The organism is Leucobacter sp. MMO-125, assembly GCF_037148395.1.
GTDB lineage: Bacteria > Actinomycetota > Actinomycetes > Actinomycetales > Microbacteriaceae > Leucobacter.
This window is the reverse complement of record NZ_JBBCTL010000004.1, coordinates 431,901-449,050: the sequence shown is the minus strand read 5'-3', so window position 1 is coordinate 449,050 and position 17,150 is coordinate 431,901. Positions and strand designations below refer to the sequence as shown.

The 17,150-nt window shown below is 65.2% G+C and carries 28 protein-coding genes; 4 read left to right on the top strand and 24 right to left on the bottom strand.

What is annotated here, in order from left to right:
• Positions 1–495: 495 nt before the first annotated feature.
• From WFI54_RS12185 to WFI54_RS12170, 4 genes are all read right to left on the bottom strand, one after another.
• Entirely contained in the window at positions 496–723 is a 228-nt protein-coding gene (locus WFI54_RS12185) for a hypothetical protein (RefSeq protein ID WP_336653068.1), read from the bottom strand.
• Positions 720–1,019: an HNH endonuclease gene (locus tag WFI54_RS12180; RefSeq protein WP_336653067.1), complete on the bottom strand. Its 300-nt coding sequence runs from the start codon at positions 1,017–1,019 to the stop codon at positions 720–722. Before WFI54_RS12180 ends, WFI54_RS12185 begins: the two co-directional genes overlap by 4 nt.
• 76 nt (positions 1,020–1,095) lie before the next feature.
• Positions 1,096–1,683, bottom strand: a complete 588-nt coding sequence (locus tag WFI54_RS12175) for an FxLYD domain-containing protein (RefSeq protein ID WP_336653066.1) — start codon at positions 1,681–1,683, stop codon at positions 1,096–1,098.
• 257 nt (positions 1,684–1,940) lie between these two features.
• Positions 1,941–2,441 carry an NUMOD4 domain-containing protein gene (locus tag WFI54_RS12170; protein ID WP_336653065.1) on the bottom strand — a complete coding sequence of 167 codons (501 nt, stop codon included), beginning with the start codon at positions 2,439–2,441 and terminating at the stop codon, positions 1,941–1,943.
• Positions 2,442–2,862: 421 nt separating this feature from the next.
• Here WFI54_RS12170 and WFI54_RS12165 point away from each other — a divergent pair, with 421 nt between their 5' ends.
• Entirely contained in the window at positions 2,863–3,576 is a 714-nt protein-coding gene (locus WFI54_RS12165; protein WP_336653064.1) for a hypothetical protein, read from the top strand.
• Here the strand turns inward: WFI54_RS12165 and WFI54_RS12160 are convergent.
• Positions 3,562–4,182, bottom strand: coding sequence for a hypothetical protein (locus WFI54_RS12160; protein WP_336653063.1), 621 nt, complete (start codon positions 4,180–4,182; stop codon positions 3,562–3,564). The two genes, WFI54_RS12165 and WFI54_RS12160, sit on opposite strands and share 15 nt — an antisense overlap.
• Before the next feature lie 52 nt (positions 4,183–4,234).
• On the opposite strand from WFI54_RS12160, the gene WFI54_RS12155 reads away from it, so the two are divergent.
• Positions 4,235–4,408 carry a hypothetical protein gene (locus tag WFI54_RS12155; protein ID WP_336653062.1) on the top strand — a complete coding sequence of 58 codons (174 nt, stop codon included), beginning with the start codon at positions 4,235–4,237 and terminating at the stop codon, positions 4,406–4,408.
• A 5-nt stretch (positions 4,409–4,413) separates the two neighbouring features.
• Here WFI54_RS12155 and WFI54_RS12150 read toward each other — a convergent pair whose 3' ends face one another.
• The 19 genes from WFI54_RS12150 to WFI54_RS12060 all read right to left on the bottom strand — a co-directional run bounded on the left by WFI54_RS12150 (position 4,414) and on the right by WFI54_RS12060 (position 16,101).
• The gene (locus WFI54_RS12150) at positions 4,414–5,187 is read right to left on the bottom strand and encodes a hypothetical protein (protein ID WP_336653061.1); all 774 of its coding nucleotides are present in this window, start codon (positions 5,185–5,187) and stop codon (positions 4,414–4,416) included.
• A 104-nt stretch (positions 5,188–5,291) separates the two neighbouring features.
• Entirely contained in the window at positions 5,292–5,930 is a 639-nt protein-coding gene (locus WFI54_RS12145; RefSeq protein WP_336653060.1) for a hypothetical protein, read from the bottom strand.
• Positions 5,931–6,350: 420 nt separating this feature from the next.
• A complete protein-coding gene (locus tag WFI54_RS12140; protein ID WP_336653059.1) occupies positions 6,351–6,659 on the bottom strand; it encodes a hypothetical protein in 309 nt (102 codons plus the stop codon).
• Positions 6,660–6,737: 78 nt separating this feature from the next.
• Positions 6,738–7,943: a DNA cytosine methyltransferase gene (locus tag WFI54_RS12135; RefSeq protein WP_336653058.1), complete on the bottom strand. Its 1,206-nt coding sequence runs from the start codon at positions 7,941–7,943 to the stop codon at positions 6,738–6,740.
• A gap of 157 nt (positions 7,944–8,100) precedes the next feature.
• Positions 8,101–8,346, bottom strand: coding sequence for a hypothetical protein (locus tag WFI54_RS12130; protein WP_336653057.1), 246 nt, complete (start codon positions 8,344–8,346; stop codon positions 8,101–8,103).
• A 12-nt stretch (positions 8,347–8,358) separates the two neighbouring features.
• Positions 8,359–8,895, bottom strand: coding sequence for a single-stranded DNA-binding protein (gene ssb, locus WFI54_RS12125; RefSeq protein ID WP_336653056.1), 537 nt, complete (start codon positions 8,893–8,895; stop codon positions 8,359–8,361).
• 3 nt (positions 8,896–8,898) lie between these two features.
• Positions 8,899–10,215: a replicative DNA helicase gene (locus tag WFI54_RS12120; RefSeq protein WP_336653055.1), complete on the bottom strand. Its 1,317-nt coding sequence runs from the start codon at positions 10,213–10,215 to the stop codon at positions 8,899–8,901.
• A complete protein-coding gene (locus WFI54_RS12115) occupies positions 10,212–10,559 on the bottom strand; it encodes a hypothetical protein (protein WP_336653054.1) in 348 nt (115 codons plus the stop codon). Before WFI54_RS12115 ends, WFI54_RS12120 begins: the two co-directional genes overlap by 4 nt.
• Positions 10,543–11,292: a helix-turn-helix domain-containing protein gene (locus WFI54_RS12110; protein ID WP_336653053.1), complete on the bottom strand. Its 750-nt coding sequence runs from the start codon at positions 11,290–11,292 to the stop codon at positions 10,543–10,545. Before WFI54_RS12110 ends, WFI54_RS12115 begins: the two co-directional genes overlap by 17 nt.
• 5 nt (positions 11,293–11,297) lie before the next feature.
• On the bottom strand, positions 11,298–11,657 hold the full coding sequence (locus tag WFI54_RS12105) for a hypothetical protein (protein WP_336653052.1): 360 nt from the start codon (positions 11,655–11,657) through the stop codon (positions 11,298–11,300).
• Positions 11,654–11,839: a hypothetical protein gene (locus WFI54_RS12100; RefSeq protein WP_336653051.1), complete on the bottom strand. Its 186-nt coding sequence runs from the start codon at positions 11,837–11,839 to the stop codon at positions 11,654–11,656. The genes WFI54_RS12105 and WFI54_RS12100 overlap by 4 nt, the downstream gene beginning before the upstream one ends.
• Positions 11,839–12,285, bottom strand: coding sequence for a hypothetical protein (locus tag WFI54_RS12095; protein ID WP_336653050.1), 447 nt, complete (start codon positions 12,283–12,285; stop codon positions 11,839–11,841). Before WFI54_RS12095 ends, WFI54_RS12100 begins: the two co-directional genes overlap by 1 nt.
• On the bottom strand, positions 12,282–13,190 hold the full coding sequence (gene bet, locus WFI54_RS12090; RefSeq protein WP_336653049.1) for a phage recombination protein Bet: 909 nt from the start codon (positions 13,188–13,190) through the stop codon (positions 12,282–12,284). Before bet ends, WFI54_RS12095 begins: the two co-directional genes overlap by 4 nt.
• Complete coding sequence (locus WFI54_RS12085; protein ID WP_336653048.1) at positions 13,190–14,224, bottom strand: YqaJ viral recombinase family protein; 1,035 nt, start codon at positions 14,222–14,224, stop codon at positions 13,190–13,192. The genes bet and WFI54_RS12085 overlap by 1 nt, the downstream gene beginning before the upstream one ends.
• The gene (locus tag WFI54_RS12080) at positions 14,221–14,556 is read right to left on the bottom strand and encodes a hypothetical protein (RefSeq protein ID WP_336653047.1); all 336 of its coding nucleotides are present in this window, start codon (positions 14,554–14,556) and stop codon (positions 14,221–14,223) included. Before WFI54_RS12080 ends, WFI54_RS12085 begins: the two co-directional genes overlap by 4 nt.
• Positions 14,557–14,586: 30 nt before the next feature.
• On the bottom strand, positions 14,587–14,967 hold the full coding sequence (locus WFI54_RS12075; protein ID WP_336653046.1) for a RusA family crossover junction endodeoxyribonuclease: 381 nt from the start codon (positions 14,965–14,967) through the stop codon (positions 14,587–14,589).
• A 211-nt stretch (positions 14,968–15,178) separates the two neighbouring features.
• A complete protein-coding gene (locus tag WFI54_RS12070; RefSeq protein WP_336653045.1) occupies positions 15,179–15,496 on the bottom strand; it encodes a hypothetical protein in 318 nt (105 codons plus the stop codon).
• An 84-nt stretch (positions 15,497–15,580) separates the two neighbouring features.
• Entirely contained in the window at positions 15,581–15,823 is a 243-nt protein-coding gene (locus WFI54_RS12065; RefSeq protein ID WP_336653044.1) for a hypothetical protein, read from the bottom strand.
• On the bottom strand, positions 15,820–16,101 hold the full coding sequence (locus WFI54_RS12060; protein ID WP_336653043.1) for a helix-turn-helix domain-containing protein: 282 nt from the start codon (positions 16,099–16,101) through the stop codon (positions 15,820–15,822). The genes WFI54_RS12065 and WFI54_RS12060 overlap by 4 nt, the downstream gene beginning before the upstream one ends.
• An 88-nt stretch (positions 16,102–16,189) precedes the next feature.
• On the opposite strand from WFI54_RS12060, the gene WFI54_RS12055 reads away from it, so the two are divergent.
• Complete coding sequence (locus tag WFI54_RS12055) at positions 16,190–16,732, top strand: hypothetical protein (RefSeq protein ID WP_336653042.1); 543 nt, start codon at positions 16,190–16,192, stop codon at positions 16,730–16,732.
• An 11-nt stretch (positions 16,733–16,743) separates the two neighbouring features.
• A complete protein-coding gene (locus WFI54_RS12050) occupies positions 16,744–17,142 on the top strand; it encodes a hypothetical protein (protein ID WP_336653041.1) in 399 nt (132 codons plus the stop codon).
• The last annotated feature ends 8 nt before the right edge of the window (positions 17,143–17,150 follow it).

Genomic DNA, 17,150 nt, shown 5'->3' with positions numbered 1-17,150 from the left:
GTGGGTTCTCCGGTCGGTGGGTATGGTGACTCACATGGAAGTTGCTGCGCTTTGGGTTGCATTGGGTGGAACTGCGGCGGCCGTCGCGTCAGCCGTAGTCGCATGGTTCGCGAGAGGCGACTCCCTCCGCGCTCAAGATGAGGCGAACAAGTCCGCGGTAGAGGCTGCGCGCATCAATGAGCGGTCAGTGATGATGCAGGAGAGCGCGTTCAATAGACCACCGTGGAGCTTTGAATGGTGGAGCGGCGATACCTACCTGCTTACCAATACGAGTTCTGTGGATGCGTTGGACGTCGCGATCTCGTCACACCCGGAGGAGTTGGCTCTTCAGATCGGGATGGAGATGCCGGGCAAGATTGGAGCACGCAGCGCAGTCAAGATCATGTACGGGTCCCGAATGTCGGATCCGTGGGTGCGTGACATCGTTGTGTGCTGGAAGCGACCCGGTGACGCCAGCCAGTTGGAATGGAGATTTCCTATCCCGTCGCGGCCGCGTTAAGCGACGCGGTCGCGGTCGACGGTGTACGCGCACGGAGCAGCGTCTGCGAGCATCTCGTCATAGGCGGGGTGGTCTGCGACTGCGGGGGTGGCGTAGACGGGGCCGGTGCGGCCTCGTGCTGCCCAGGAGGTGCGGGGCGTGACGGTGACGTGGTGGCGCCACCCGCGCTGCTTCGCGTACTCGGCGGCGTCATGCATGCTGACGGCGAGGATGATCGGGTTCACGTTGCCTCCCAGATCTCGACTTGGGCGGCGTCGCCCTTGTCTCGGTTGCACTTCCGATGAAACGGATGCAGGTCTTGCTTCACTAGGTCGCCGCCGTTCGCGAGCGCGGTGGGATGGTCAGCGGTGAACGACATCGGATCCGTGTAGGGGAGGGTCGTGTCGATGGGCTGGCCGCATCCGTAGTCGCTGCCCCATCCGCAGGGGAGATTGTCGCGGGCGGTGCGGCGCTTGAGCGCGGCCTGCTTGCGACGGTACGCGCGGTGGCCGTGGCCATTGCGGATCTGCTGCGTGCCCACGATCACCTCCGGGAATGGCTGAGCCCCGACGCCGTGATGGCTCCGGGGCTCAGTCAGTGATGATGTTGGTGGATGGTTAGAAGCCAGTGATCTCCTTGAATCGGACCTCGGCGATCTCTCCGTTGGTGTCGAGGCAGAGAGCTTCGAACTTCCACTTGCCGTTGGCATCGATCGTGTTCGTGTTAGCAAGGCAAGTGCCGAGGTTTGCGCCGGCAGCATCATACGAGTCGAAGGTGATCTGAACGTAGTTCGTGATTGCCTTGTCGCTGTTGTTGGACACGTAGCCGCTGACGATAGTTGAGAACCCGTACTCGTCGGGGGCGACAGTCCATCCCTCGTCGAGAGTGAGTCGTTCCTTGGGTTCCGGTTGTGGCTCTTCCTCTGCTTTTGGCTCTGCTGCCGGTTCTGAAGCTTCGGTGTCGCTCGGTTCGTTTGTCTGAGCGGTGCCCGTGTCTTTCGCTACGGATTCGACCGCTGCGCCGAGGCCGGCGGTGGTGAAGGAGGAAGCGATCAGAGCCAACGCGGCGAGGATGAGGCCGGTCAGCGCAAATGCCTTCGGCTGCTTCTTCACGAGCGCGATGATTCCTAATGCCACGCCGGTGAGACCGAGGATGATTCCCAGGACCGGGACCAGCCCGAGCAGGAATGCGACGATGCCGACCACGAGGGCAGTGATCGCGAGGCCCTTTGGTGCGGAAGGGGGCTGAGGGGGTGCATACTGCGGTTGGGGCGGTGCGTAGGTGGGCTGGGCGTTTGTTGGCTGCTCGCCATTGGGTGTGCTCATGAGGAGATAATGGCAGACGGTCGTCGTCTATGTGTCCCTCATACGCGCTTCCGTGACCATTTGGTTATCCGACGGTGTGCGCGGGCTGTGGGCGCCCTTGCCCGACGCACACCGCGGGTCGGAAGGAATGAGGTCGTTCAGCTGTTCACGCGGGAAGCTTCCCGATATGCCTGGTTCTGCTCGTTCTTGCACTTTTTGCAAGTTCGGTGGCGCTTCTTCTCCCAGACGTTGCGAATGACGTTGTCCAGCGTGAGTTCGTGCCCCCTGGGGCAGTGCGTGACGTTGCGCTTGAAATTCGTGCCGTGCAAATCCTTGTCGTGGATGTTGCCTGCGCGGGTATCCCACCGGAGATTCGAGACGGCGTTGTTATGGCCGTTCCCGTCGTTGTGGCAGCAGTCGGTCATCCCGGGGGCTGGTGCCGGGCCGAGGAATGCTTCAGCGACGAGGCGGTGCACCCGCTTTGTCGCTCTTTTCCCTCTGGCGTTGCTCAAGTCGACCTTCAGGTACTTTCCGTTGGAGGTGGGAGACAGCTTCAGGATGCGTCCGTGAGCGTTTCGCACTCGCCCGGTGTCGCTGACTTCGTAGAGGCCTTCGTATCCGACGACGACTTCCCATGTTTCGGGTTCTGTAGACTGCATCGCAGCCCTTCCTTGCTGGTTCAAGTGATGGGGTTAGGCCCCGGCGAGTGTTGGTAGCACTCGGTTTGGGGCCGTTTCAATCCTACGCAAAGGGCCGGTGACTCGACGTGGTGTCGTGTCCCGGCCCACTTACTCAACCATCACAGTAGGGGGTGACACCGATAGGGTGTCAAGAAGGTCATCCGGCGGCGTGTCGCGTGTCAGGGCGCGGATCCGCTGCTGATGGACAGGATCGGAAGCGAGGCGCCGCCGGTACTCCGTGAGGAGGATTCGTTCGGTGACGACACGGCGACCATAGTGGTCAAAGTTCATTGGCATGCCGTCGCGACGCCAGCGCTTTATTGTCCGCACCGAGCGGTTTACTCGGGCAGCCGCCTCCCGATAGGTGAGAGCTCCCGCTGTGAGGGATAATGTGGGGTTCATGACTGGTTTCTCTAGCGTGGGATCCGTTGGGGCAAGTGGGTTCTGGGATCTGAGAGTGTCGGACCTGTTGTCGCTCCTGGTGGCTTCTGCCGGCGTGATCAGTTCCCTTGCTGTTGGTCTCCTAACTGTGGGAATTGCCTGGATGACTTACTCGCTCAGCAAGCAGGTGAACGGCATGCAGATGGCTGCTCACCTACAACAGGTCTTGGATGAAAACCAGCGTCGGTGGAACGCGTACCTCGACGCCAAAAACATGTGGTCGGAAAAGGAACGATCCGCCGATGAAACACGATCTGAAGCAGAAGCAACTCTCGACGCCCTGTCGCGGTCTCGGAGCGAGGCTCGATTTGACGTGAGGCCCCGTGCCGATGGCAGCGACCGTTGGATCATCACGAATACCGGAACCGGACCTGCCATCAACCTCTCGATCCAAGATCGAACCCACGGATTTGAGGGCCAATGGGATGTAGAGAGTCACACCATTAGCCTTGACCCAGGGGAACAGATAGAGGCAAGGCTCCTCACTAGGTATGGCCCTGCAATCGCACACGGCCTGCGCCTTTCGTGGGAACAACCGCTCCCAGAAGAGGAGATTGAGCTTCTTGAAAAGGGTATAGGCGGGTTCGTTCAGGCCACAGAGCCGTATCAGCAGGTTCTCTTCATTGACCAGGGCGATCGATACCCGCCTCAACCACCGCTACTGCTCACCTAACCTCTGCCAAGTCTGCCCGCAATTTTCGCACCGCGCTCCGTCAAGGCCCCCTGGTCCCCAAAGGATGGAAACCGTCGCTTCGCCGCAAGTGGAGCATGGCCGGGGCCTGTACGCCTTGAACTTCGGCTCTGCTCGGGGGTAGCGGCCTCGCATCTTGCGGATGGTGTCGACGAGGTGTTCGGGGGAGTCGCCGAGCTTCCCGTCGTGCGCGAGCTGTTCGAGGTCGCTGATCTGGTTGGTGAGCCAGGTGCGGATCTCCCCGGCCCAGGCGAACGCCTGATCGGGTCGGCAGACGGGGAGGCCCTGTGGTTCGCTCGCGCCCTGCCACAGTCCGTTGCGCACGGGGGCGGGGGCGAGAATCCCGGTGTGCTCGGACACCTCACGGGCGAACAGCACCATCTCGACGTAGAGGGCGTCAGCGTCGTCGGCAGGGTCCACGTTGTACGGGAGGCGTGCTGGGTCGCTGCCACCCGACACCCGTACTGCTTCGGTGTCCTGCGCGCGCACGGTCGTTTCCACGAGCTCGCGCATGTGCAGGATCTGGAACGGGACATGGTCAAGGTGCCAGCGGAACCACTCGCTCCACGTGCGGTCAGCCGTGCTCAATCTGTTCCTCCGCTTCTTGGAGATAGTGTCGATGTGCGGGTACCGTCGAGCTATGGACGGCTATGAAGAGGTCAGGGACGTTGATGGCGAACTCGCGGGATACATCTCCGGAACACCTGGATGCTGGTATGCCCACCCGCTCGCGGAGATCAACATGAAAGTGCTCGCGCCTGAGTTCAGGTCGTGGGACGAGGCAGAGGCGTTCCTCATCGGCAAGCGCAAGTAAGTCCTTCATCGCCCACCACCCAGATGCTCCATCACGGCGCGCGTGATCGCGGTACTGATGGGCTCGTGCCGGCCAGACCCGTCCCAGCGTCGGCGAGCAGTTTCAATGACTTCGGCGAGTGCCGTCTCATCGATGACGAGGCGCCCCGAGAGGTGGGCTAGGTCAACCTCGATACGCTGCTTCTCATCGCCGGTATCGGGTACCGGGCAGACGTGATCTGCCGCCCACTGCTCGAGCAGATCGCGGGGCGCGCCCCAGCCGCCCTCGCTGGTACACCGATCGCAGTACCACATGAGATGCGAGCAGGCGCCCGGGCAGATGCCCGCCGCGCAGTCTGTGTCGAAGCCGCGGATGACGACCTTGGCGCTCGGCTCCTGCGGGGCGACACCAGCAGCGCGAGAGCACGGACGGTTCCATCCACCCCCGCCCTGCGGATGCCGCACATGGACGCTGCCGTGTGCCCCGCCGAGCTCAAAGCACTCCGGGCAGCGCGCATCTCGCTGCGGCACCTCGGTGGGAGTCGACTGCGTGGCGGCGTCAGCAGCGGCGAGACCCTCGCGAGCGAGCGCACGCCAGGAAGCCTCCGAGAAGAACCCAGAAGACGCCGCGTGCATCGCCTGAGCCGCCCGTTCGATCCGTTCCTCGGTGGGGTCGCCCCCGAGCAGACCAGCAGCACGGAGGCGGGCGACGATTCGATGTGACAGCCAGACGCGCTCGGGAAAGGGGTGCAGCACTTCCTCGATAATCTGCTCGGCGGTCGGGTTAGGTGTGGTCGTCATCTGAGCTTTCCTCTCTCGCTCTTCGCGGTTGACCTGGTCGATTCCAGCCCGGCAGGACGGGCACTCACCGCAGTACGGCGGCGGATAGCAGTGCGGCCTCCGCATCATTCGGTCTCACCCCCTACCGGTAGCGGCTCCCACGGGCCAGCCTTGCGGCGGCGGTGGAGGGTGCACCACCCGCGACGCTGCGCGTCGCGAAGGTGCGGCAGTTCCTTCTCTGTCGCAAGCTCGATCCGCGCATTCGGCGACCCGTCGATGTTGACGGTGGCCTGCACGCCCCACTCCCATTCGGGTTCGGGTGTAGGCCCAAGGGCGTCGAGCGTTGCGCACGGCCACTCGGTCACCTTTTCGGCATAGTCGCCACTCGGTAGCTGATGTGAGCACTCGTGGCAGATGGTGCTACTGGGTTCGATCTCCACGGGACGATGCAGCTCACGGACCTTCGCAACCGCTTCGGGTGCAGCAGCACGAGAGAGCACCGGGTTACCGAGGATCGTATCTACGATGCTCTCGGCGTCGTCACGCGCCAACTCGGCGTAGCCACCGGGGATGCTGATCGTCCCGCCCGCGATGCTCTCTGCCAGGCGTTCCCGCACGTCTCCGTCCGGTAGCGTGAGCGCCGAGAGAGTAGCAGCGAGGCTCCCGATCAGCTTCACGTCAGACGGCATCTCGGCCGGATCGCTCCACTCGCTCGTGCGCCGCTCAGCTTCCGCGATCAGGGCGCGAGTCTTCTCATCGGTCATGGTCGTGTCCTTTCAAAAGAGAGTGTGGGCGTCTGCTGGATCGAGTGACCCGGCAGGCCCGTAGTCGGTTTCATCGAGATCCCACGCCTGTCCGTCGTGCATCGTGAAAACGGTCGTGCGACCGCACCACCCGCAACGGGTCGCGTGGAAGTTCCGCATGCCGCGGCGTTCCCACTCACAGCCCAGGTCGATGCGATGGTGCCGCATCCACCATCCGGTCGCCTCCCACAACGAAGTGGTGGACCGGCACCCTTCACAGGCTGGTGAAATGATGAAGTCAAGCGAGGTGCGGAGTCGTTTTTCCCACGCACCCCACGCGATCTCACTGCCGTCCCACTTCGACGGCAGGTCAGGGAAGTTCCGCGGGCTCGCTAGAACGCGCAGCACGGTCGATCTCCTCTCCGAGAATGGCGCGAGCGGTCACGACTGCACCTCCTCGATACCGAGAGCAGCAGCGATCTCAGGGCGGATGTGGAGCCCGCCGAACTCGTCGTGTGGCTCTGCGTTGCGGTAGGCGAAGATTGAATCCAGAGGTTCAGCTGCCTGCCACCCGTTGCCGTCGAGCGCCTGGCTGAGCGCGATGAGGTTCTGGATGCGCTGCTGCTCCACCAGAGCTTCAAGAGCATCCGCGATCCGCTCATGCGGATCAGGCGGCAACGTCATGAGGCGGCCGTGATCGGACCACGGGATGTCGTCTTCCGCGGCGTAGTCGGTTCGTTCATTCGTCATGTTCTTCTCCTGTCAGGTCGGTTTCGGTGACGCCGAGACGAGCAAGCACGTCGATCTCGGGCTGTGTGAGGAGGCGTGTCATCCGGCGACCTCCGCAAATGCCAGATCCCAGGCATCACGCTCAGCCGGCGGCGCGAGCAGCGCTGCGAGGATCGCTTCGGCGAGTAGCGGCGGCACAGCGTTCCCGATCGCAAGAAAGCGCTCGCCCTGATTCCCTGGCCACCGCATCGACGGCGGGAACGACTGCAGCGCAGCGGCCTCGAGGTAGGTGAGCCGCAGCGACGTGCCCGACTGCTCGCCGTGTTCGTGATGCTCACGAGCGGTGATGCGCGGATCACCTGCGACCGTGGTTGCGGGGGCGTCGAGCCATTCCCATTCAGCGAGTTCTGGGCGCAGTTCAAAGCGATTTCGGAACGAGTTGGCAGTGAGCGTTAGTGACGGTGCTTCCACGCTGCGAATGTTGTACTCGCCGGTGTCGCCCTTCCGCTGGTTGCTGCGCATAACCCAGTCAGCGCTCTCCGTGTAGCGTGCGAGCTTCGCGATCGGCTCCGCCCCACCCGTCTCCGTGCCCCCGCCAGTGATAGTGGGAGACGGCCGCGACGCGAGACCGAACACGAGCGCCTCGGCCATGCTCACCCACTTCTCCACGCCAGGATCCAGACGGCCCGGGTCGGTCGAGTAGTAGCGCGAATGCGTCGGCAAAGGCGGTTGCACTTTGCCGTCGAGGCGGGCCATAAGGATCGCCCGCTTCCTGGTCTGCGGCACCCCGTACTGCTCGGCACGGAGGATGCCCGCCCAAACCGAATAGCCAATGCTGCGAAGCACGGCGGCGTAGGCGTGCCCGACCGGGAGCACCTCGGGCACCTGCTCAAGTGCGACCAGGCGAGGCCGATGCTGCCAGATGTGCGCGAGCGGCGTCAGCACAAGCGCGGTGCGCGGGTCTAGTGTCTCGTTGAGCTGATGCAGTGCTGCGGGATCCTCGAAGCGGCGCTCGTAGATAGCCTCGTGCACGTCGTCGAGCGCTTTGCGACCCTCACCCTTGCCCGCCATCGAGAACGTCTGGCAGGGCGGAGAAGCGATGAAGAGGTCATGCTCTGGCACCAGGTCGTCATGGAACAAGCCGCTCCACACGTCCCGGTAGATCGTCCTCATGCGGTTCGATCTGCGCATTCGGATCGCTGACGGGGCGATCTCCACCCCGTACTCGCGGATACCGAGACGCTCGCACGCGACACCCCAGCCCAGGCCCGCGAAGTGATCGAGCGCGACGAGCGGGGCGCTCATGCTGTACCGCCTCGGTGCTCGGCCGCTTGCTCGTCCGCGCCAAGCGCCGCCACACAGTTCGGGCAGGTGCTCGCGCTGAGCGGTGCGATCGTATTGCGGGTGCTCCCGCAGTACGACGAGCGCCAAAAGACAGGGGAGGCCAGGCAGGTGACGCCGCTCACAGCACGACCTCCCCACCGTCAGCGACGACCATGCCGTGCACCATGCGCAGACCGCGCTCCGTCATGTCCTCGACGATCAGCACGTCGACCCGCTCAGCAGCGTCGATCAGTTCGATCGCGAGATCCCGCGCCTGCGACGCGGTATACCGCATGCGCTTCTTCTCCTGGCGAAGCTCGATGCGGAGCTCGTCGTCGACCTCGACCGATGCGAGCTCGACAGTGATGCATTCCTGAATTGCCATGATGATCCCCTCCTAGAAGGGCTGCTCGTCGTCGAATCCGACGTGGGACTGCTGCCCCTCGCCGGCCTGCTGCTGTGCGGCGGGTGATCCCCAGGCGGGTTGGCCGTAGCCGCCTCCCTCGGTCTGCCCGTAGGAGGGCTGGGCGCCGTTCCCGGCCTTCGCGTACCCACCCCCGGCAGGGCCACTGCCACCGCGCGAGACCGCGGCCGTGGCGAACCGGAGCGACGGACCGACTTCCTCGACGTCGAGATCGAGGGAGGTGCGCTGCTCCCCGTTCTTGTCCGTGTACGAGCGCTGCGACAGGCGCCCCATGACTATGACGCGCATGCCCTTCGTGAGCGACGAGGCGATGTTCTCGGCAGACTCCCCATATGCGCGGCATCCGAGCCACAGTGGTTCGCCGTCGGCCCAGTCCCCTGACTGGCGATCGCGTACCCGCGGGGTCGAAGCGATGCGGAACGTCACCCATGACTTGCCCGACTGCGACACACGCGCCTCGGGGTCGGCGACGAGATTTCCTACTACGGTGATGAGCGGCTCTCCGGCCATGATCTATACCTCTCCCGGCTCGATGAGAGCCGTGTTCTCGTGTTCTTTCTGGACGATGCGTGCGAACTGCCCCTCGAATCGGAGCGTTCTGGTGCCGGCCTCTCCCTGCCGGTTCTTCGCGACGATGAAGTCGATGTCGCTGGTCTTCACGACCCGGCCCTGCAGCTTCTTCTCGCCGCGGTGCATGAGCACGACCGCATCAGACGCGTGTTCAAGCCCAGCGGAGCCGCGCAGGTCGGTGATCAGGGGGCGCGGGTTGGGGCGGTTCGTCATGTTGCGGTTGAGCTGCTCGAGGATCACGACCGCGCAGCCGAGCTGCTTCGCGAACTGTTTCCCGGCGTTCGCCCAGTCCTCGAGGTCCTGCTGCCGCGACTTCGACGCCGGCGGGGACTTCACGAGGCCGAGGTAGTCGATCACGATCAGCCCCAGGTCGCCCTTCCTGTGCAGGGCGTTCGCGAAGCCGGTGATGTCCTCCCAGCGGGCGCCGGGACGGTCGTACACCTCCAACGGCAACGCCGCCAAGGCCTGCTCGGCGGCCCGCACCGACGCCCACCCCTGATCCGTGAGCTGGTGGTTCTGCAGCGCAGACTGGTGGATGCCCTGCATCATCGAGATCAGCCGCTTGAGGAGATCCTTCTCGGTCATCTCGAGCGACACGTACCCGACCCGCTGACCGAGCTCTGCGATGTGCAGGGCGAGTTGCAGGCCGAAGATGCTCTTGCCGCCGCCGGAGCGGGCGGCGACCGTGTAGAGGCTGCCTGGCCGGATCCCGCCCACCATCGCGTTCAGCGACGGCCACGGCGTCGGCGTGAACGGGGCCTGCGTGCTCATCTCGTCGACGAGCGCCCCGAATACCTGTCCGATCGGACGTGACTCCCTGAGGGTGCCGTCGCGCAGCTCAGCGATGATGCCCGCAGCCTTCTCCACGATGTCGCCCTCAGCGTCACCCGACGCGGCAAGCTCCTGGATGCCGGCCGCGGCCTCGTGCAGCTTGCGGCGCTCCCCGTGCCGGCGAACGATCTCCGCATACTGCATGGCCTGGTAGCCGTAGGCGCCGACCCCGTTGACCTCGTGCGGGTAGGTCGCATCGAACTCGTGCGCGCGGCCGGCGGCGACCCGGCGGTCGTTCACCGTGATCGGGGAGACCGTGTCGCCGCGGTCGGCGACGTCGCACATGATCGAGAACAGGGCCGCGTTCCGGGGGACCGCGAAGTCGGACTCGCGGACGATCTGCCGGATCTCCCAGATGCGGGAAGGCTGCGCGAACACGGCGCCGAGCATGAACGCCTCGGTTGCCGGATCGTATTCGAGCACGGTCACAGCGCTGCTCCTTCCTCGATGATTTCGATGACGTTGGCCGGCATGACGGGGTAGCGGGAGCGCCGGTAGTGCTCCGTGATCGCGTCCTTCACGGCCTCGTATGGCTGCCCGTGCAGAGCCTGTGCCCACGCGGCGGCCTCGTACGGCCCGCGTTCGCGTCCGTCGAATGCTGCGGCCCAGGCGAGCAGTTCGAACGCCTGCTCGTGAAACACAACCCGCGGAATGCGATCTGCGGCGTCAGAATCGGTGCGGCTGACCGAGTGGCCGAGGCGGGCCTGATCGCCCGCCGTGCAGGCCAGGGCGGCGCGCTCCGCGTGCGTCTTGCCGTCATGCTCCGAGTTCACGGCGCACCCCCTCGGCCTGCATCGCCCGAGCACGCTCGGCCATGCGCTCCACCGCGGTCCCGCCGTTGGGGGCTGAGCGTTGCGGGAGGGGCCCGTTTTCCCACGCCTCAGCGTTCAGCCAGGACGCGGGATACTTCGTGAACGCGTCAGCACGGTTCGGGTCATCTCGGTAGGAGACTGCTGCAGCGAAGAGCACGTCGGGCGCTGTCTTCTTGAGTGCCGCCTTGTACGCGTTGCGTGCGCGGCCCTTGTCCTTCTTGAGCGGGTAGACCTGCCACCACTCATCGAAGGAGTGCGCACTCTGCGCATGCGCATTTGCGCATGTATCTACCTCAGAACTATCTACCTCTATAGAGAGGTACGAATGCTCGCTCGTGCCGGTAACCTCGGCACCAGGCGCCGGAAACCCCCCAGCCTTTCCGGCACCTGGTGCCGGGAACTCCTGCGCACTGAGAGGGCGGTCCATCAGGCGGTAACCGTCGGGAAGTCGTCCGCCGGCCTTCGATCCGCGCTTGACCCGCTCAACCACGCCCAGCCCTTCGAGTTCGGCGAGCGCATCACGCACCTTCCGTTCCGAGCAGCGCGCCTCGTCGGCGAGCGTCGCCTGCGACGGATAGTTCCCCCGGAGTCCCGCGCGAGTTGCCAGGGCGCCGAACACCATCACGGCGTAGAGCGACACGCGCTCGTGCTCCCGGAACATCCACGTTGGGATCGCTGCGAATCCTTCTGCCATCTCTCTCATCTCCTTCCTGCGTGTTGCGGGCGGTCATGCTTGCCGCCCTTGTCGTCGAGCCACCACGTCCTGCCTCCGAGATCTACGAACGGGATCACGTCCTCGTGGTGTCGCTCGTGCCGGCTGATCGCCCACCCGGCCGGCGCGTGCCCCTGATGGGCGACGCCGTGACAGCCGGAGTGGTTACCCGACCCGCACAGCGCGAGCAGGTTCGCCATGTTGTGCTTCCCGCCACGCCCCGTGAAGCGGCGGTGATGGATCTGCGTTGCCCGCTTCCCGCACCCCGACTCGCACATGCCTCCCGAGCGTTCTTCGAGGAGGTCGACATGCTCTTGCGGCATCCGGCCGGTCCGCTTATTACTCATGCGAACACCCCGGACTTCTGCACCCGGAACTCGTGCACACCTGTCCACGTCATCCGGTTCATCGCGTGCAGCGCCTCGAGCGTGAGCATCCCCTTCCGGGTGCGCCCTTCCACCCGCCACGGCTGCGGATCGTCGTCGACGCGGACGACGTCGCCGACGTGGATCTCTTCGAGCTTCACCATCACGCCCTCCTCGGGTTCGAGGCGAGCTGGTAAGTGGCGAGCACGAGCTTTGACTGTGTTTGCAGGCTGCTCTTGCGGGAGTCGACGAGGTCGGCGAGGCCCTTCGCATACCGGTATGCGATCTGCGCCGCGGCCTCCTCCGCCCGTTCCTGCTCGGTCGCGAGATCCACCGCCGCTGTCCGCTCGGCCGCGTTCTTCCCCTCCGCGCCTGCCTGCGCTTTCGACTTCGCCCGCAGCAGCACCTCGGCCGCGTCCCCGCGCACCCGGTCGGCTTCCTTCACGATCCACAGCGCCTTGTTCGCGACGGAGTCCACACGCTCGAGCTGGAAGATGATCTCGTCCGGGGTGCGGATGGTGCCCGGGGCGGGCGGCTCGATCGCGATCTCCTGCCGCATCTTCGCCACCCACCCCTCGACCTCCGCGGCGGTGTGCGGCGTTGCGTTCACGCCTCACCCCTGGCGAGGATCTCGGCCTTCGCTCCGCGCAGCACCTGGTCGACGGTCATGTCCTCGACGAGCACCTGGCGCAGCAGGCCCGACTCCTTCGCCTCCCCGTAGAGCGTGCGCAGCATGTCGACCGCGATCGCCGCGTCCTCGGTCGCGAGGCACTGCTGCACGCGCTCCACCCACGCCGCCGGCTCGAACGACGGTGCATCGTCGACGACCTCGGCTTCCACGGGCTCCTCCTCCGCGGCGGGAGACGGAGCGGCCTGGGGTGCAGGCTGCGGCGCGCGCTGCACGGGCTTCGCAGTGCCCGCCTGCTGCATCTCTTCCGTTCCGTACAGGCCCGAGAGCTCGTTCGGGAAAGCCTGCCGGAGCGCCAGCATCTCCGCGCACTTTGCGAGCTGGTTCGACGGGTTGTTGATCCACTGCCCAGAAGGTTTGAGGTCACCGGTCTTCCGGTCACGAGGGCAGTAGCCAGCGTAGGTGGCGACCGCCACGAGCGGCTCTGAGAAACCCTCTCGCATCACCGCGACACGCGCCGCGGCCGGCGGTTCGCTGGACAGCCACACGTCCCGCCAGATGCCGTCGTCGCCGCACCACTCCGTCGGCTTCTTGCCCCGGTACAGTCCGGTGCGATCAGCGATCAGGCGGAACCCGTCGATCGAGATCAGCACCGTCCACTTCCCACCCATCTCCGCTGCGTAGATCTGCCGGGCAGCGGGGTCGAGCTGGGTGCGCTGGCACTGCATCAGGAACGCCTCGATCACGCCGAGCGGCGCGTCGGGCTGCTTCCCCTTCCAGTTGCTGCGATCCACGAGACCGAGCTGCTGCATGAGCGCATACTGCGAGGCCGACCACGCCTGAATGTTGGCGTCCTGCGGCAGCTTCTCCATGAGCTCAGTGCCCATCACTTCGCCTCCTTCGTCTGCTTGCCGGCGGTGATCGTTGCCCGCGCCGGCTTGCCCTTCTTCACGGCTCGCACCGTCTTCGTGTGCTGGTTCGCCAACTCGTCGAACGCGGCCTGCAGCTTCGTCACGCGGGCCTTCGCCCGGGCGAGCTGCTGCGCCTCCTTCGGGTGCGCCGCCTCCGCCGCTTCGAGGTCGACCACCTCGTCGTCGAACTCCTCATCCGGGGTGCCCGGCGTGATCGTCACCCGAGCAAGCGGAGACTCCTGCGAGATGCCTCGCGCGATTGCCGCCTTGTACGAGGCCTCCTTGAGCGCCTTGCCCTCCTTCTCCGCGGCCAGGCCACGGAGATAGTTCAGAGCGTTGGTGTCCTGCTCCTCGTCGATCTCGGGCGCCTCGTCGTAATCCATGGCGGCGAGCACCAAGTCGGCGACCCCCACGAGCTGGGCGATCATCTCGTCATCGCGCGGAAACCACTCACGGGTGCGCTTCCCGGGATAGAACCCGCCCGGCTGTCCGAGGCGCACCTCGCCGTTCAGCCAGCACCCGATCGCACCGGTGACGTAGCAGCACCACATCATTTGCCATTCGTACCCGGAGGCGGCCAGCGCGGCAGATCCCTTGGGCTTCGGTGACCCCCAGGTCTTGATCTCGTCGAGCACGATGTTCCCGTCGAAGTCGACTGAGATGCCGTCGGGGGAGGCGAGGTGGCGAGAGCTACCTTCGGCATGGAAGACCCGGGACTCGGGTGCCACACCGAACCCTGCGAGGTCGGCAGCGATGACTGGCTCCCGCTCCTTCCCCCATTCGGTGAATGCGTTGCCGAGAAAGTTGTCGCCCTCTCGCTTCTGCTTCACGAGATCCTGGATCGCGACATCGCGGTTGCTCGCGGCCATGATCTTTGCGAGCTCGGTCGCGGTCACGCCCTGACGCCGCTCGGCGAGCCAGGCCTCGCGGTCCTGGTCCGAAGCGCCGGCACGCGACTCGAGGTCGAGCAGTGCGGGCACCGGATCGAGATCGGTAAACGTGAGGCTCACTGCTCCTCACCGCCCCACGGGATCGAGGGCAGCACGTCGGCACCCTCCTCTGCGTCTTCGAGCGGCAGGGGAGCGTTCCCCGTGCGCTGCTCGTACCGTTCAGCGAGGAGCGTGCGCACCGTCTGCGCGTCAGCGCCGGAGACGGGCTCGATCTGCTTGATCCGCACTGTCGCGGTGCGAGCACCGTCGGCCAGGCTCTCGACGATGCTGTGACCGCTGACGACGACGACCGCGAGCACGTCACCGGGCTGGTGCCCCTTGAAGTGGTCTTCGAGGCTCTGGATGCCGTCGAGCTCCTCGTCGGGACGCTTCGACGTGTACTTGAGTACCATTTTCGTTACCTTCCGTTGGCCCCAGCCCGGTCAGGCGGGGGAGTCTTTCTCGTAGATCCGCACCTCAGAGCGGGCCTGGTCGCCAGCGCCGTAGTGGCGCTCGACGATGAACTTTTCGATCTGCTCGTCGTCGACGAACGCGACTCCGTTGAGCGCGTCCATCGCGAGCTTCGCGAGGTTGTCGGCATCCACGCCGCGCCGCGTCGCCCGGTAGAACCTCGCCTCGACCAGCAGGCGACCGGTGAGCGGTTCAGCGTTCGGGTATGCCGCCCGGAACGCCGCGAGCACGCGCGCCTCCGCTTCCCGGGTGCGCTTCGGCGTGAACGACCTGCCGGTCTTCGTCGCCCTCGGCCGCTCCTTCGGCAGCGGCTCGCCACCGGCCCGGAACGCGAACCTCGGCTGCCACGTCATCGGGTCGCCCTCGGCATGCGCTCTGCGAGTCGCGCCACCCAGCCACGAGCACGCAGCCAGCGACGACCCACACCGGCACCGCGGCGACCGCCACCCATCCGGGCGGAATCAGGCCGGCCACCGTGGCGAGCAGCGACGTGATCGCGAGCCCGCACAGGAGCCGCCACATCAGAAGCGACGGGCAGCCCCTTCGTGTCCGTGGGGCGCGCATTCACTGCTCGCCCCGCTTCTGCTGCTCAGCGTGCGCGATGCGCCGCGACTCTTCACAGTTCGGGCATTCGCAGCCCATGCGGATCTGCTCGAGCAGCTCTCGCCCGAGCGGGGAGGACGGATCGATCTCCACCATCCCCGCAACAGGGCCATTGCGCCGGCTGAGGTCCGCCGTGAGCGCGTCGTTCGCGAGCTCGAGCATCTCCGCGAGAGCGCGCTCGCGCTTCCGGCGCCGAGCCTCCGCCCGGAGCGTGAGCACGAGATAAGTGCCGGACACGATCACCACCGCGACCGACGCAGTGAGAATGAGGGGGTCCATGATGGGTTCCTTCCGAAAAATGGGTGTGAAAGACCGCGCCACCCAGCAGTGGCGTCGGATTGATGAAGCTGGAGAAGAGTGGGGCTACAACGCGCGCGGCTCAGAGGCCGTCGAGCGGATCCACTCGGTGATGTCGGACTGCTCGTAGATGACTGTCTTCAAGGACGGCTTGAAGAAGCGAGGCTTGAGGTTCTTCTTCCGCCGCTCGGACAAGATCTCCTCGGTCATGCCGGGGATCTGCTTGCACACGTCCGCGGGCGAAAGCCAGACCGGGGCGGACGCCTGGGGCCTATTGCCGGCCCGCAGCGCGACGACCTCGGCGCTCACGCTCCCACTGCCTCACGCTGCTCGGAGGGCTCGGCCGGTTCCGGCTTCACGACGATCTCGCCGAGCGCGAGCCCGAATGCGTCGGCGAGGTTCGCAATAGAGCGGAGTGAGGGCTCGTCGCCGCCCTTGTAGCGCTGCAGGGTTGCCCTGCTAATGCCCATGATGCGGGCAAGGGCTTCGTCGGACTGGATGCCGTTGTTGGTTTTGATGCGGTCGAGAAGGCCGGGGCGAAAGATCCGAGTCGGCTGACTTACAGCCATGTCATTTGCTGCGTTCATGATCCAATCATCACTCTGGCAACTCGTTTCGTCAAGCCAGCAACGCAAATGGCTTGCGCGCGATACGCATGTGTCTTATTCTTGAGTCATGAATGAAGCGATGCAGTGGATCGACGATGTTCGAGGAATTGACTCCCTCCGAGGGGCAGCGCGCAAGGCGAACATCACCTCCGCCAAGCTGATCCGCCAGGTCAACGACAATCAACTCACTTTTGAAACGGTGCGCGACGTGTCCCGGGCGTATGGGCGCTCGGTGCTCGCCGACCTCATTGCCTTGGGTCATCTCAGTGACGCCGACGCTGGAATCGAGGGAATTGAGCGCGCGCTCGCTGCTGCCACTGACGAGCAACTCGTGGTCGAGGTTGGGCGGCGCCTCGAGGTCACCCCGTCATCACTGAACTGGGATGTGCCAGTCACCGAAGCCGTGGAGCGCGCTGGGAATGTCAGTGGATCCAGGCAGGATGCCACCGTGCACGATCTCAAGGCCCGACGCCAGGCTGTTGGCCTTGACAGCGCGCTCGGCGAAAACCTCACCGCCGACGAAGCGGCCGAACTCCTCAAGACCCACCGATTCGCGGCGGATGAGCGAGACGGCCGAGACGAAGAAGCCGAAGCTGACCCGCATCCATAGAACGGAGAGACATGGACCAACATCCGATCGCGCGGCGCCTCCATGCCGAAGCTGCTCGACGCGGCATCACCATTCACCGTGCACCGCTCGAGCCGCCATTGCGCGGAGCCAGCCTTCCGGACCTGAATCTAATCATCGTCGATAAGGCCTTGGTCCTCCCGCAGTATCTCGAGACTTGCGGCCACGAACTCGGGCACAGCATCTACGGGCATGGGTGCACCGACCCCACAACCGAAGCGCAAGCATGGAGGTGGGCGACGCGGTTCCTCGTCAACGTCGACGAGTACGCGCGTTCAGAGCGAATCAATCCGCACCCGGCGGCGATTGCGCTCGACATGGACCTCACCACCAACATCATTTTTGAGTGGCGGAAGCACCACGGCAGCCAGCTCCTCACGCGGGCCGCCTAAGACGAAAG

Bases quoted from the DNA above. Each gene is read 5' to 3' on its own strand.
- WFI54_RS12170 (WP_336653065.1), bottom strand. From the start codon at position 2,441: ATGCAGTCTACAGAACCCGAAACATGGGAAGTCGTCGTCGGATACGAA.
- WFI54_RS12165 (WP_336653064.1), top strand. From the start codon at position 2,863: ATGACTGGTTTCTCTAGCGTGGGATCCGTTGGGGCAAGTGGGTTCTGG.
- WFI54_RS12155 (WP_336653062.1), top strand. From the start codon at position 4,235: ATGGACGGCTATGAAGAGGTCAGGGACGTTGATGGCGAACTCGCGGGA.
- WFI54_RS12150 (WP_336653061.1), bottom strand. From the start codon at position 5,187: ATGACGACCACACCTAACCCGACCGCCGAGCAGATTATCGAGGAAGTG.
- WFI54_RS12145 (WP_336653060.1), bottom strand. From the start codon at position 5,930: ATGACCGATGAGAAGACTCGCGCCCTGATCGCGGAAGCTGAGCGGCGC.
- WFI54_RS12140 (WP_336653059.1), bottom strand. From the start codon at position 6,659: ATGACGAATGAACGAACCGACTACGCCGCGGAAGACGACATCCCGTGG.
- WFI54_RS12135 (WP_336653058.1), bottom strand. From the start codon at position 7,943: ATGAGCGCCCCGCTCGTCGCGCTCGATCACTTCGCGGGCCTGGGCTGG.
- WFI54_RS12130 (WP_336653057.1), bottom strand. From the start codon at position 8,346: ATGGCAATTCAGGAATGCATCACTGTCGAGCTCGCATCGGTCGAGGTC.
- ssb (WP_336653056.1), bottom strand. From the start codon at position 8,895: ATGGCCGGAGAGCCGCTCATCACCGTAGTAGGAAATCTCGTCGCCGAC.
- WFI54_RS12110 (WP_336653053.1), bottom strand. From the start codon at position 11,292: ATGGCAGAAGGATTCGCAGCGATCCCAACGTGGATGTTCCGGGAGCAC.
- WFI54_RS12105 (WP_336653052.1), bottom strand. From the start codon at position 11,657: ATGAGTAATAAGCGGACCGGCCGGATGCCGCAAGAGCATGTCGACCTC.
- WFI54_RS12100 (WP_336653051.1), bottom strand. From the start codon at position 11,839: ATGGTGAAGCTCGAAGAGATCCACGTCGGCGACGTCGTCCGCGTCGAC.
- bet (WP_336653049.1), bottom strand. From the start codon at position 13,190: ATGGGCACTGAGCTCATGGAGAAGCTGCCGCAGGACGCCAACATTCAG.
- WFI54_RS12080 (WP_336653047.1), bottom strand. From the start codon at position 14,556: ATGGTACTCAAGTACACGTCGAAGCGTCCCGACGAGGAGCTCGACGGC.
- WFI54_RS12075 (WP_336653046.1), bottom strand. From the start codon at position 14,967: ATGACGTGGCAGCCGAGGTTCGCGTTCCGGGCCGGTGGCGAGCCGCTG.
- WFI54_RS12070 (WP_336653045.1), bottom strand. From the start codon at position 15,496: ATGGACCCCCTCATTCTCACTGCGTCGGTCGCGGTGGTGATCGTGTCC.
- WFI54_RS12060 (WP_336653043.1), bottom strand. From the start codon at position 16,101: ATGAACGCAGCAAATGACATGGCTGTAAGTCAGCCGACTCGGATCTTT.
- WFI54_RS12055 (WP_336653042.1), top strand. From the start codon at position 16,190: ATGAATGAAGCGATGCAGTGGATCGACGATGTTCGAGGAATTGACTCC.
- WFI54_RS12050 (WP_336653041.1), top strand. From the start codon at position 16,744: ATGGACCAACATCCGATCGCGCGGCGCCTCCATGCCGAAGCTGCTCGA.